This is a genomic window from Luteibacter sp. (assembly GCF_009912395.1).
Classification (GTDB): Bacteria; Pseudomonadota; Gammaproteobacteria; order Xanthomonadales; family Rhodanobacteraceae; genus Luteibacter.
Genome location: NZ_WNDO01000017.1, coordinates 1 through 14,726, shown reverse-complemented (window position 1 = coordinate 14,726; position 14,726 = coordinate 1). Strand labels below are relative to the sequence as shown.

Sequence of the window (14,726 nt, the reverse complement as noted above, 5' to 3'; positions counted from 1 at the left end):
AAGGACAGCACGATGACGACGATCCTTCCCCCGACCGCCGCCACGCCCAAGGGCCTCGATAGCCTGCGCCGCGCCACCCACACGCTGGCCTTCGCCCTCGGTGTGGCCCTGGTCGGCGCGCCCATCGCGTCGCAGGCCCAGGTGGCTGGCGCGCCGGGTTCCGCGCAGGCGCCGCATGTCGATACCTCCGCCAACGGCACCCCGGTGGTCAACATTGTCGCGCCGACCCAGGGCGGCGTGTCGCACAACCAGTACGAGCACTTCAACGTCGATCCCAAGGGCGTGGTGCTCAACAACAGCGGCAGCGTGAGCCAGAGCCAGCTCGCCGGCTACATCGTGGGCAACACCAATCTCGCGCCGGGTCAGGCCGCGCGGGTGATCGTCAACGAGGTCACCTCCGCCAATCCCAGCAACCTGCGCGGCTTCACCGAAGTAGCAGGCAATCGCGCGGAAGTGGTGATCGCCAACCCCAACGGCATCACCTGCGATGGGTGCGGTTTCATCAACACCACGCGCGGCACGCTGGTCACCGGCACGCCGGTGTTCGGTGGCGACGGCAGCCTCGCGGCCTTCCGCGTCACGCGCGGCACGTTGGCGATCAACGGCGCGGGCCTCAACGGCGCGGGTATCGACCGTCTCGACCTCATCGCCCGTACCGTGGTCGCCAACGCGAAGGTCTGGGCCAACGAGCTCAACGTCGTCACCGGCGCCAACCAGGTCAACTATGCCGACCTCGCCACCCAGGCCATTCAGGGCGAGGGCGCGGGTTCGGGCGTGAGCCTCGACGTGGCCGCGCTCGGCGGCATGTACGCCAACAAGATCCGCCTGCTCGGCACCGAGGCCGGTGTGGGCGTGCGCAACGCGAGCGAGCTTGCCACCCAGGGCGGTGACTTCACCATCACCCAGGCCGGTCGCCTGGAGCTCACCGGCAAGACGACCTCCACCGGTCGCCTCGACGCGCAGGCCGCCGCGATCGCCAATAGCGGCAGCTTCGCGGCCGGCACCGACCTCGTCGCCCGCACCACGGGCGCCGTCGACAACAGCGGCACGATCTACGCGACCGGCAACGCCACGCTGGCATCGGGCGCGCTCACCAACAGCGGCAAGCTCTACGCCGTGGGTGGTGCGCTCGATGTCACGGCGACCGACATCGCCAATCGCACGGGCGGCGACATCTACGCAGGCCAGAGCGTGCGCGTACGTGCGTCCAGCCTCGACAACGCCGCGTCGCTGGAGTCCGGCACCACGCTGGACATCGCCACCGCCGGGCGCCTGGCCAACAGCGGCACGCTCATCGCCAGCGGCACCTCGCGCCTGGCCGGTGGCGATATCGCCAACACCGGCAAGCTGAGCCTGGCTGGCGCGACGAACCTCGTCGCGAACGGCACGCTGAGCAACGGCGGCGACATCGTATCCGGTGGCGACATCGCCGCGCGCGCGAGCCGCGTCGACAACCGTGGGCAATGGCAGTCCGGTGGCATCACGACCATCGACGCCGGCACGCTGGCCAACCAAGGCACGCTGAAAGCCAAGGGGGCCATGTCCCTCACGGTCACCGACAGCGTCAGTCAGGGCGGCACGTTGCTTTCCGACGGTAACGTCACTGTGCGTACGGGCCGTCTGGACAATCGCGGCCAGTGGCAAAGCGGTGGCGATCTCGCCATCACGACCGCGACGCTGAACAACCAGGGCGTGCTCTACGCTGGTCGCGCGCTCACCCTCGACGCGACGGGCGCGGTGGTCAATGCGGGCCAGCTCTATGCCAACGCCGACGCGACGCTGCGCGCAGGTGCGCTGACCAATAGCGACCTCGTCCGCGCCGACGGCAACCTTACCGCGACCATCGCGGGCGACATCGTCAACACCGCCACCATGCAGGCCGCGCAGAAGCTGGCGCTCGACGCCACGGGCGCGCTGACCAACAGCGGCAAGCTCTACGCCATTGGCGGCGCGCTCGTCGCCACGGCCGGGCGTGCCTTCACCAGCGCGACCACGGGTGACATCTACGCGAAAACCGGTATCGACCTGCGCGGCGGCAGCGTCGCGAACCAGGGCACGGTGGAAGCCGGGCAGGGCGTCGCCGTCCACGCCGACGGCACGTTGAGCAATGAAGGCACCATGCTCGCCGATGCCGGCGACACCACGCTCAGCGGCGCGGATGTCGTCCAGTCGGGCAAGGCCAGTGCCTCCAACGACGTGACGCTCACCGCCACCGGCACGCTCGATCATCGCGGCACCACCGTGGCGGGTCGCGACCTTTCGGTCTCTGCGGCCGACACCACCACGGCGGGCCATATGCAGGCCGGCCGCGACCTCAACGTCGACGCGAGCTCGCTGCGACAGCAAGGCGTCGTCTACGCCAAGCGCGACATCGCGCTCAACGGCGGCGACGCCGACAACGCGAAGGACGCCACGATCCTCGCCGACGGCGCGCTCCGCCTGCGCCAGAGTGGCAAGGTGAGCAACGCCGGCACGATGCAGGGCGGCACCGTGCTCGACGCGCAAGGTCTCGCGAGCTTCGACAACACGGCGACCGGCACGGTCTACGCGGGCGACCGCCTCGCGATGCAGGCGACGCGCATCGACAACGCCGGCAGCCTGTATGCCACGAACGGCGTGGACCTGAAGGCCGACCATGTCGGCAACACGGGCAGCCTGCGTACGGGCGCGAACCTCACGATCAACGCCACCGACGCGAGCAACGACGGCACGGCCTACGCCAGCGGCAACGCGGTGTGGAACGTCGCGACGATCCTCGCCAACAGCGGCATGCTCGTCGCCAAGGGCGACCTGCACCTCGTCGCGGGAAGCATCGTCTCCACGGGCACGCTCGGCGCAGGCGTGCTGGGTGACGGTTCGCTCGGCACCACGGGCCTGCTCGACGCCGTCGTGACCGGCGCGCTCGCCAACCATGGCAGCACGTTGGCGGCAGGCAACCTGCGCCTGTCCGGCACATCGCTCGACCTCTCGTCCGGCCGAACGCGCGCGGGCGGTGACATCGCGTTGAACGCCACGGCCGGCGACATCGACGCCAGCCATGGCAGCGTCGCCACGGCCGGCGTGCTCGGTGCCCATGCCAGCGGCGCGCTGAAGAACGCGAACGGCACGCTCCAGGGCGGCACGCTCGATATCCAGGCCACCCGCCTCGACAACGGCCACGGCACGATCACCCAGACCGGTAGCTCCGATCTCACCCTTGCGGTGGCCGGCACGCTCGACAACACGGCGGGCCGCATTGCCAGTCAGTCCCGCCAGCTGACGCTGCGTGGTGGCTCCGTCATCAACGACAACGGCGCCATCGAACACGCCGGCGACGGCACGCTGGTGGTGGACGGCAAGACAGGTATCTCCAATCGCGGCGGTCGTATCGTCGGCAACGGCGCACTCGACCTCGATACGCAAGGCGCGCTGGATTCCACCGGCGGCACGCTGAGCATGGCCCATGGCGCGACCATCGACGCGGCGTCGTTCGCCAACGACGCTGGCACGCTCGTCGCCAGCTTGCTGACGATCACCACGGGCGGTCAGCTGTCCAACAACGGTGGCACCCTGCAATCCGGCGGCGCGCTTCAGGTGAACGCGGGCAGCTTCGCCAACGGTAGCGGCCAGGTGAAGGTGCTTACCAGCGATCTCGCGCGACTCGCCATCGCGGGCGCGATGACGAACGGCGTGGGCGGCTTCGTCGGCGGTAACGGCGGCCTGTGGCTGCATGCGGGCGCCATCGACAACGCGGGCCAGCTCTATGGCGGCAGCACCGCCGATGTCGCCTCGACCGCGCGTCTCGACAATCGAGGCGCCATCCAGTCGATGGGCTCGGCAACCATCGTCGCCAACGGTACGCTGGCGAACGACAGCGGCCGCATCGAAAGCGGCAGCGGCGATGTGCATGCCACGCTTACCCTCAACGCGGGCGCGCTGTCCAACCAGGGCGGACGCATCGCCAACACCGGCGACGGCCTCACCACCATCAACGCGGGCGGCACCATCGCCAACACCAACGGCACCCTGGGTGGCCAGGGCGACGTCACGCTCAACGCAGGCGCCATCGACAACCTGTCGGGAGGCCGGCTCGTCGCCGCGCGTCACCTCACCCTGGCGATGGGTGCGCTCAACAACAGTGGCGGCAACGTCTACGCGGGCGGCAACCTCGGCTGGGACAACGGCGGCGCGACGCTGACCAACGTGAACGGCCAGTTCGGCGCGGGTCAGCGCCTGGCCGTGACGCTGGCGTGGTTGAACAACAACGGCGGCAACGCGTCCGCCAACGGCGACGCCAGCTTCAACCTGGTCGGAGGCCTCACGGGCGCCGGCCGGATCATCGCCGGCAACAACCTCGACATCTGGCTGCCGGGCGACTTCGTCAACGGCTCGGCCGGCACGCTCAAGGCCAATAACCGTTTCGGCCTGCACCTGGGCGGCAACTTCTACAACGCCGACTGGGCCACGATGGAAAGCGTCGGCGGCCTCACCATCGATGCCGGCCGCATCGAGAACGGCAACGGCGCGTGCATCAACAGCGCCAACACCGTGCTCAATTCACGCGGCGACGTGGTCAACCATGGCCGTATCGAAGGCGACAACCTCGCCATCAGTGGCGGGTGCGTGGAGAACACCGGCACGCTGATCGGCGACACCATCACCGTGCGCGCATGGGACCTCACCAACGGTGCCGACTTCGGTGGCGTCGCCGACAACGCGGCCTACCAGAGCGCGCTGATCGCGGCGACCCGCAAGGTGAGCCTGCTCGTCGGCGGCACCTTCCTCAACCGCGATGCGCTCGTCTTCAGCATGGGCGACATCTTCATCGCCGCGAATGAAGCCGCTGGTCGCACGGTCCAGATTACCAACCACTCCGGCGACATCGAAGCCGACGGCTCGATCCTGCTCGCCGCCAACCAGATCACCAACCAGCGTCGCGTCTTCGAAACCGACACCTACGTGTTGAACGCGGCGGAGCAGCTGGCTAACAGGCACACCACCGACAACATCGTCCGCTATCGCTACGACGATCCCGATCCGACGCACAAGCCGCCGTACGTCGATCAGAGCCAGATCGTCGACGCCGCTGAAATCAAATGGGTGGAAGGTCACTGCTACGACCTCAAGAGCGACAACCATCGTTGCCGCGGTTATCCCTACGGCAAGGGTAGTCCGGACACCTTCAAGGCGGTGTACATCGACACCCTGACCTCGATCCAGCGCCTCACGCGCACGAGCGCGGAAGGCCGCATCGCGGCCGGTGGCGACATCACACTCATCGGATCGGTGCTCAACGACAAGTCCACCATCGCCGCGGCCCGCAACCTCACCGTCAACGGCGCCGGCGGTAGCCTGCCCGCAGGCGACAGCAATGTGGGCGGCGAAGTCATCCGCAACATCGGCTGGAATCCGACCGGTACGCTCAGCCGCCAGGTGCAATGGTGGACCGGCTGGGAATCGATCTCGCACCAGGGCGGCCGTCACTGGGTGGAAGACGGTTTCCAGAAGTATGCCGACTTCACGAACGACGCGACGCTAGCCATCGGTGACGGTCAGCGTCCGGACTGGCTCACGATCGACCCCGGCCAGGGCCTTTCCGGTCGCATGACCGCCGGCAACGCGCTGGAGATCCACGGCCGCACCATCGACAACACCACCGTCGACGCCGCCGGCAACCCCATCTCGGGTGTCGGCCTCGGCGGCAACCAGGGCGGCACGCGCGTGTCCGGCAACGGTGCGGGCACGGTCGGTGCCGTGGGCGGCAGTGTCGATCTTGGCGGCGTGGGTGGCCTGGGCAACGCACCCGGCGCTGGCAGTGTCGGCGGCGTGGACGCGCTCAGCGGCGACACGCGCAACGCAGGTCCGCGTCCGGGTTCGCAAAGCGTGGGCACGCCGGATGCTCCGGCCGGCCAGATTCGCGTACCCAACAACGGCCTGTTCACCACGCGTCCGGGCAGCGGCAGCGCGTATCTCATTGAGACCGATCCGCGCTTCGCCTCGCAAGCCGGCTTCCTCGGCAGCGATTACCTGATGAGCCGCCTCGGCTTCAACGGCGAAAGCACGATGAAGCGCCTGGGCGACGGCTTCTACGAACAGCGCATGGTGCTCGAACAGATCACCTCGCTCACCGGCCGCCGTTTCCTCACCGACAACACCGACGCCATGGCGCAGTACCGCGCCCTGATGGACGCGGGCGCCGACGTGGCCCACGGCTTCCAGCTTTCGGTGGGCGTGGCGCTCACCGCCGAGCAGATGAGCCGGCTCACGCAGGACATCGTGTGGATGGTGACGCAGGAGGTGAACGGCGAGAAGGTGCTCGTGCCGGTCGTCTACCTCTCCGCCGCGCACGCGCAGGAAGTGGCGCAGAGCGGCGCCATCATGTCCGGCAAGACGGTGTTGCTGGACGCTTCCGGCAACCTCACCAACACCGGCAGCATCAAGGCCGGCCAGGACGCGACGCTCAAGGCCGGCACGCTGCTCAACGGCGGCAACATCGGTGCGGGCGGCAACCTCAGCGTCACCGCCGCGCAGGACATCCTCAACGGGGGCACCCTCAAGGGCGGCAACGTCTCGCTTACCGCGGGCAACGACATCCTCAGTGGCGCCGGCATCGGCCGCGTGGACCTGGGAGGCATCAAACTCGGCGACAGCCTCGCCCCGCTCGATGCCTCGCGCCTGGGCCTCGTCCAGGGCGGTTCGATCGCCGCCACGGGTAACCTCAGCGCCAACGCGGGTCGTAACCTGACCCTCGACCGCGCGCCGATCAGTGCCGGTGGCGACCTGAGCCTCACCGCCAAGCGCGACCTCAGCGCGACCGCCAGCGCCATCAAGGCCGGCGGCGACGCCATCCTCGGCGCGGGCCGCGACCTGGTGAGCGAAGGCGCGAAGGTAAAGGCCGGCGACCAGATCGCCATCAGCGCCGGCCACGACGTGGTGCTCAACGCCGTCACCGACGTGGAACGCCACAGCGACGCCGGCCGCGAAGGCCGCAAGATCATCGACACGCGCACGATGGACCAGTCGCTCAAGGGCACGGAGCTGACGGGCACGAAGGGTGTGATCGTCAGCGCAGGGCATGATATCGATGCCACGGCCGTCGCCATCAGCAGCGAGAAGGGCAGCGTGGCCCTGGCCGCCAAGAACGACGTGAACCTCAACGCGGGCGAGGAGGAACACACCTGGTCGCAGGACACGGTGAAGAAGTCTTCCGGCCTGTTCTCGTCCAAGAAGTCGCGCACGCACGATGCGACGGACGATGTACTCGCCGTCGGCTCGTCGATCAAATCCGGCGATGGCGTCAGCATCGCCGCCGGCAACGACGTGACGCTCCAGGGCGCTTCCGTCAGGGCGGACGGCGCTTTGGCACTCGCCGCTGGCCGCGATATCAACCTGACAGCCACGGAAGATCGGTACAGCGAAACGCACGAGTCGAAGACCAGCCGTTCCGGCCTGGTCATCAACCGGGGCGCCGCGCCCGTCCACCAAGGCAAGACCACCAAGCGCGAGGAGACGGTCGAGCAGACCATCGGCCATGGCACCTCGCTGAGCGGCGATTCCGTGACTGCGGCCGCCGGTCGCAACCTGCTGGGCGAAGGCGTGCAGGTCGCCGCTACGCACGATGTCCTGCTGGCGGCGGGTAACGATCTGCGCCTGACCGCGATCGAGAACACCTACGCCACCGACCAGGAGAAGTCGGTGCGCACCACGGGCTACTCACGCAGCGGCCTCAACGAGCTCTACGGCAGTCAGAAGGACAGCCGTGGCGAAAGCAGCCGTCAGGTCACGCACACCGGAAGCCTGGTCGGTTCGACGGACGGCAGCGTGACGCTGACCGCCGGCAACGACCTGCACCTGACCAGCGCCGACGTAATGAGCCAGACCGCGACGACGCTGGTCGGCAAGAACGTGACGATCGACGCGTCGGTGGATTCGGTCAGCAGCTCGCAGTTCCAGCGCCATAGCGAAGGCGGCATCACGGGCGGCTTTGGCGGCAAGCTCGTGGATCTCGGCATGGACGCGCGCCAGTCGATCAGGGGTGCGAAGGACACCGATGACGACCGTCTCAAGGCGCTGTATGCCGCGAGAGCTGCGTATGACATCAAGGATGGTTACGGCATTGCCATGGACACGGGCATCCGTGGGGGCAACGGTCCCGGCGAGGAAGGCCTCAACGTCCAGGTCGGCATCGGCGGTAAGAGTGCCAGCAGCAAGACCACCACCTACGACGAGACCACGGCCGGCAGTCGCATTCGCAGCAACGGTGACGTGACGATCGCCGCGACCGGCGGCGACCTGACCATCGTAGGCAGCAAGGTCGAAGGCAAGAACGTTGCCCTCGCGGCCTCGCACGACATCAACCTGCTCAGCCAGGAAGAGGAGCACCGCCTCAAGAGCGAATCCAAGAACGGCTCCGGTGGCGTCGGCGTCAGCTTCGGTACCAACGGCCTGGGCATCTATGCCGAAGCCAGCGTCGGCAAGGGCAAAGCCCACGGCAACGGCACCACGCATGCCGAAACCACCATCGATGCGACCGATCGCCTGACGCTGGTCAGCGGCAACGACACGACGATCCAGGGCGCGCAGCTCAAGGGCCAGCAGGTCGTCGCCAACATCGGCAACAACCTGACGATCCGCAGCGAGCAGGACACGGACGACTTCGCCAGCAAGACGATGCAGGCCGGCGGCAAGGTAATGGCGGGCATCACCCAGAGCGGCTTCGTCAGCGGCAGCGCTTACTTCGCCCAGAGCAAGGTCGACAGCCACTACAGCAGCGTCAACGAGGTCAGCGGCATCAAGGCCGGCGCAGGCGGCTTCCAGCTCGACGTGGGCGGCACGACTCACCTGGTGGGCGGCAAGATCGCCAGTGACGCCGACGCGGCGAAGAACCTGCTGAGCACGGGCAACCTTGTCTACGAGGATCTGCACAACGAGTCCAAGTACAAGGCCAGCCAGATCAGCTTCAGCGGCGGAAGCACCATCGCGAGCAACGTCGCCGGTGCCCTCGGCACCGCTATCTCGGCGGCCACGCCGCAGCATGGCAACGCCAGCAGCGACACTCGCTCGGGCATCGCCGAAGGCACCATCGTGGTTCGTAACGATCCGGGGAAGGATCTCTCCGGGTTGGATCGGAAGCCGACGCTTGAAGACGAAGCATTGAAGAATGCCTACGACGCCAAGAAGGTCGCGGACCGTCAGGAGCTGACAGCGCAGGCCGGTTATGTCGGCATGCGAGGCGTGGGTAGTCTTTCCCAGTGGATGGCCGAGAACGCCAAGACCGACCAGGACCGCGAAGCGTGGTCGGACGGTGGTCGTAATAAAGTCATCCTGCACGGCGTCGTCGGCGCGGCGATGGCCTCGCTGGGTGGCGGAAACGCCGCTGAAGGTGCGCTGGGTGGCGCATCCAGCGAAGCCGTATCGCATGTGATGCAGCAGTATCTCTACGATCACAACGTCCAGCCCGGCACGTCGGAATGGAACACCTATATGGAGCTGGGAAGCGCCATTGTGGGTGGCGTGACCGGACGTGGGAATGGTGCGAACGCTGCGCTGAATGGCGACCTGTACAACCGTCAGCTACACCCGGACGAAACCAACTGGATTCGAGGCAACGCGGAAAAATTCGCAAGCCAACAGTGCGGCGGTTGCGCACCTTCGCCTGAGCAGGTCGAAGACGCCAAGGCCAGACTGGGTCAACAGGCCTCGAAGGATGTCGATTTCATCTGGAAGAGCATCCTTCCGGCGGGTGATGACGAAGCTGCGCAGGCGTTCCTGGCAAATAGCGGAGCGACGTATACCAACGAGGTGGGTAAGCCGCAGGCGATGTTTACGACGGAGCGGGGGCAGTTCTTTGCGCCGGCTCAGAACATGCAGGAGGTCGACAGGGACTTTATTGGGCAATACGTGCGACCTGCCGTGAGCCGACCGCTCGGAGAAGGTGTAGCCGAGGAGTCAAAAAAATATGCCGAATTGATCGGTGGCGCGATCACTGATGATCCGTGGGGCGTCGGCAAGAACGTCGCGGTCGGTCTCGCCGGTTCGATCAAGGACGCCTTGAGTCATCCCATCAACACGGGCATCGCATTCAAGGACGGCTTCGTTGCAGGGGCACAGAATATCGGTGAGGGCCTCGCCGCGGGGTTCGACGACTCGTCCAAGCGGCAGATGGCTAGCATCTACGGACAAGATGTCAGTGGTGTCATGAAGACGGTAGCCGCGCTACAAACGGGCGCGGCTATAGGCGGTGCGATTGGCGCAGGTAAGCTGGCGGCTGCAGGTGCAACGGTTGCCGGTAAAGCTGTAAAAGCAACAGCGAAGGAGGCAGGTGAGCTCCTGGGGCGCGCTGGTTTCGACGATCTCTTGAGAGGTGCACCTGGCGACGAGCGTTTCATTTTTTCAAGCTATTTGTCGAACTCTAGTGCTCCTGAAGTTCGACAAGCATTTGTATCTCAAGCAGAAAAAATAAGAAGCACTTTGCCTGCTGAGTGGCAGCAAAAAGGTAATATTTCGATAGCCTCCATAGATGTGCCGGGCACGGGCATCTCTAGTGAGATGCGGGCATTTAGTAGTTTCCAAAATGGCGAGAATGGTTTTGTTTCTCTGCCCACTGGCCCGACAGTTCTGGAGCCAATGTCTATCGGTAAGGGAGGGGTGGTTAATGGAAAAGAGGCTTTCCTAAGAAACGTTGATGGTGAGTTCAAGATCTTGGAGAATGTTGCCCGCCAATTGGGCGATAACGTAGGTATTAAAGGTAGCATTAATATCTATACGGAACTGAAGTCATGCACAAGTTGCGCAGGTGCAATCATGCAATTTCGAGAAAAGTACCCAGGGATTCAGCTAAATGTCTTTACAGGTAAGCAGTGATGAATAGGTGGATGTATTTGGATTATTTGAATTCCGCGAGAGAGGATGTTAGGTGCGCGATGGAGCAGCTCGGATATTCGATATCCGAGGCTGTGGGGTATGCAAATTCAATGGTTGAATCGCGACTAGAGGAGTATCCGGAAGAAAGGGGTTTATTATTTACCGCAATCTGTGTGGTTCTGCAGGAAAATGGCATCTTGAAAGTTCATGCGGCGAATAACGAATATCTGGATGATGCGATTTGTTTTTACGATGGTGATAATTTAAATAAACTTCTAAACTTATTGCCCGAGACGCAGATTGATCAATTCATGAGTGCCGTACTTATGATTAAGAGTACTCTCGGTATGGATTGAAGTGAGTGCAGTGATGTTTTAAATCGCAGTTTGATGTTTTAAGACGGCATGGCGAGGAGCGATGACGCTATGTTGAGGGTGAGTCTAAGGTCCTCTGCACTCGTCCATCGAAATGATATGGATGCAATTCTGTAAGGATTGAAATTGATGGCAGCAAAGTTGGAAAGGAGCGCGATTTTCATCTTTGTCTTACCGCTTGTCTTGGTCTTCACGGGCGATATGGCCAGAATCTGGATGCCTTATGGGACCTGCTGAGTGCCAGTGTAGAGCGTCCATTCCTATTGGTATGGACGGATCACGGTGCATCGATGATACAAATGGGAAAAGACTTTGACGCTATTATCAATGTGTTGGACCGGGTTGTTGAGCAAGACAAAAAATTTGGATGGGAGAAGTGCTTTTCATTTTCTCTTGAGTGAGTCATCTGGGCGAAAAAATTAGTATGAAACAGAGGTTATTGATAAATGATATTTTCTTTGGTCTAGGATGTGTTGAGCTGGGGGCGTTCTTTGGCTCATGCATCGATTGATATATCAACTTATTCAAAAGAGATTTCCGATAATCTCAGCTAGCGGGCCCCAAAAGCTCGGCCTCAAATTCAATGTGCAACGACTCCATGTTGACGCGTCGCCACACCCGGAACTTATTCACCATCGTTGTGCTGAAGAGTGCGCTCATCGTGTGTGTAAGTCCGATCGGATCGGATGGGGAGGGCGGACTCAAGCATCAAGTGCTATGCGGTTAGTGTAGATGGCCAATTTTGATGGCCATCATTTCTTCATGTGTTTCCCAGTCCAGGGTTATGCGTGAGCATCCGCTTCCTTCATAGCGGTGTCGTCATGAAACAAGCCATGTTCAGCGTCGCTGTCGGTAAGAGGGCTTCGCCATGGCATGCCCTACTTGCTTGACGGTATTTCCTTGCAGGTATTGAGATCCCTTCGTGAAAAGTCCAACCAGTCACGGCGCACGTGGGTGACGGCATAGAAGTCGGGTGCGGTGCTCACACTGCCGGGGTCTTTCACCTTGTGAAAGATGGTCCAGACATCGCCATCATGCGCGTATACGCCATCGATGACCGTATAGGGATCGGTCTTCCAGGCAGACGGATCGGATTGCGGTGAAACCGAAGTGGCAATTCTGCCTAGTGCGGAGCGCAGGGCGGCGAGGGACTGGTCGGACTTGAGCATCATGAAGGTGTGCGATACCACGATCGACTCACTGTCCAGAATCTCCAGCATGGATCCGAAGGTAAGCTGGCCGTCGATCGAGCAAAGGCCATTCGGCGGCATGGCAAATTGCTGCAAAGTAGAGGCCTGGTAGCTGCACTGGCCGAAGAGAGGCTTTCGTTCGGGCGTTCGTTCCGTTCGAAAGGACGGCATTGATGTCAGCTTTGCGACGAACGCATCTGGGGTCGTCCTAAGGGACAAGTTCAGCGGACACTCGTCGACGGCGGTCGCAGCGTTGGCCGAATGCATACCGATAGCGGCGGCCATGAACAGGAGGAGGGTTCGCATGGGGTGCATGAGTAAGTGAAGAATTCCTTTCTAGAGAAGGACATTCTCCTGATTGGCTTGCTCGCGCACAATACGAGATCGTTAGGGATAAATCCTCTAACAACGGTACGTGATATCGGCGAATACGGCTTGTACCATGCGCATCTGACATGTTGTTTAGGGCAGAGGGAATCCATGTCGAACTATCAACTGGCCCATGGTGTGTCCGCACCTCATGAGCAGCAGCGACCGGACGAATCTCCGTACTGCGGATCGGTAAGTAAGTCGGCCTACGGGCTGTCTAGGGGGGCAGCACCTCGGTGTGGATATGCGAGAACGACCGGATGGGACTCGACCGCAAAAGAGGCATTTCTTATCCATCCTTCGCTAGCGGATGCGCCGGCAGACATCGCATGGCAAACACCGGAAGGTATCGAAGAGTGGACGTAAGGGCGAAAGGTAAAGACTAATGGCAGAATGGGAAAGCGCAATGCTGTCTGATGATGAATTGGCCGAGCTTTATGCGCTGAGATACGACCTGTCCTTCAAGGAGGGAGGCATTTCACTGGATGAGTATGCCGAAGTCATCCGGGATGTTCTTCTAAGGCACCAGGGATACGCCATTTTTAAGATCGACAGTGAACGATCAAAGAATATATACACCTTTGTCGTAACCTTCTTTCCTGTAGGGGGCGACGTCATACGGAAAGACACGTCGTCCACGATGATTGGCATGAAGGCGGTTTTCGCTGGGCTTGAAAAGCTGGGGCGTTTTGGGATGAAAGCGGATGACGTCAGACTTTAATATCTGGATATGGCTGGGTGTCAGACGCGCCGTTGTTTGATTCAGGGGCTCGTATCGTGTCTCGCCCTCCTATTGGATGAAAAGTATCGTGACTATTAACGAAGAAGAAATGCTCTGGCTTCAGAATCACGCTTATTTGCTTTCACTTTCTGGATACAGCCCCGATGTGTTGATCGGCGGTAGAGGCGCTCAAGAAGATTTGTTGCGATGGCAGTACGCCGTCAACTTCGCTCATTCCGGATTGCTGAGCGGTGCACTGGGGCTTCATGACGAGGGCTGGCTTGCCGCGCATGGTATGAATTTGGCTGACTATGTCATGGGGCTTTCAATAAATAATCCGTTTGACGCACACTTTTTTGATAAAGGTGGCGCCGTATATTGGTTGGAACCGGAGATGTTTGGCACGGAGATCATGGATGAAATCTTGTTGAGCAACCCGATTCATTCTTTGAGTGATGATGTGAACTATGGATTCTCACGGAGAATGCTTGATTTTTTCGAAGGCGCAGGGTTTCCTTGGGGATGCGGCCCGCGTATCTCTGTGTGATGGGGTTGATACTTGCTAAAATCCGAAGGAGCTTGAATGGATGTCGCTTCGTAGACCTTCTGAGATTTGTTTTTTCAGCACAGGTGGCCTCGCATTCGATGAGTCAGTGGGGAACATGCCGAATCTTCCGGCGGCGAAAAACATCAATGTTAGCAACAATGAGTGAGTTCGGATCTCAGCTATGAAGAAAATGACGAAAGAGGTTTTGCCCAAGGGGTGTTTCATTTTCTTCAATGAGTATGAAGACTGTCAGTTTGAAGCCTTTGTTCTGTACGTAACCGAAGCGCTTGGACTATCTGTGCAGAGTCGCTTTGAAGGGCCCTATTCGAGTATTGTGGAAGTTGAATATGGTGGTAGGCCTGTGTCGTTAACGAGTGGCTCGTTCGAGGGATGATCTTGCCCCTGATTTACGGACACCTATCTAAGCGACATTGGCCAGCTCGTACTGCTCTGGGCTGAGGTAGCCCAGGGTCGAGTGCAGCCGGATCCGATTGTAGTCAACCTCAATGTAGTCAAACACATGAGCCTTGGCCTGCTCCCGTGTGGCGAGGTGTTCACCATGGATGGCCTCGACCTTCAGACTGTGGTTCCAACTCTCCATTGCTGCGTTGTCGTAGCAGTTGCCTCTGGCACTCATGCTGGCGATCAAAGCGTATTGCTCCAACAGGGCGCGGTGCTCGCGC

Annotated in this window: 6 protein-coding genes; 4 read left to right on the top strand and 2 right to left on the bottom strand. The window is 61.9% G+C overall.

Features of this window, described 5'->3' with window-relative positions; translation table 11 throughout:
• The first annotated feature begins 12 nt into the window (after positions 1-12).
• Both GAK28_RS15380 and GAK28_RS15375 read left to right on the top strand, forming a co-directional pair.
• Entirely contained in the window at positions 13-10,842 is a 10,830-nt protein-coding gene (locus GAK28_RS15380) for a hemagglutinin repeat-containing protein (protein WP_291780961.1), read from the top strand.
• A 59-nt stretch (positions 10,843-10,901) separates the two neighbouring features.
• Positions 10,902-11,198 carry a hypothetical protein gene (locus GAK28_RS15375; protein ID WP_291780956.1) on the top strand — a complete coding sequence of 99 codons (297 nt, stop codon included), beginning with the start codon at positions 10,902-10,904 and terminating at the stop codon, positions 11,196-11,198.
• 896 nt (positions 11,199-12,094) lie between these two features.
• On the opposite strand, the gene GAK28_RS15370 is transcribed toward GAK28_RS15375, so the two are convergent.
• The gene (locus GAK28_RS15370; protein WP_291780953.1) at positions 12,095-12,712 is read right to left on the bottom strand and encodes a hypothetical protein; all 618 of its coding nucleotides are present in this window, start codon (positions 12,710-12,712) and stop codon (positions 12,095-12,097) included.
• A gap of 448 nt (positions 12,713-13,160) precedes the next feature.
• On the opposite strand from GAK28_RS15370, the gene GAK28_RS15365 reads away from it, so the two are divergent.
• Complete coding sequence (locus tag GAK28_RS15365; RefSeq protein ID WP_291780949.1) at positions 13,161-13,496, top strand: hypothetical protein; 336 nt, start codon at positions 13,161-13,163, stop codon at positions 13,494-13,496.
• Between the two features lie 88 nt (positions 13,497-13,584).
• Complete coding sequence (locus tag GAK28_RS15360; RefSeq protein WP_291780946.1) at positions 13,585-14,043, top strand: hypothetical protein; 459 nt, start codon at positions 13,585-13,587, stop codon at positions 14,041-14,043.
• 421 nt (positions 14,044-14,464) lie between these two features.
• On the opposite strand, the gene GAK28_RS15355 is transcribed toward GAK28_RS15360, so the two are convergent.
• A partial coding sequence (locus GAK28_RS15355; protein WP_291774508.1) for an IS3 family transposase occupies positions 14,465-14,726 on the bottom strand: 262 nt, incomplete at its 5' end.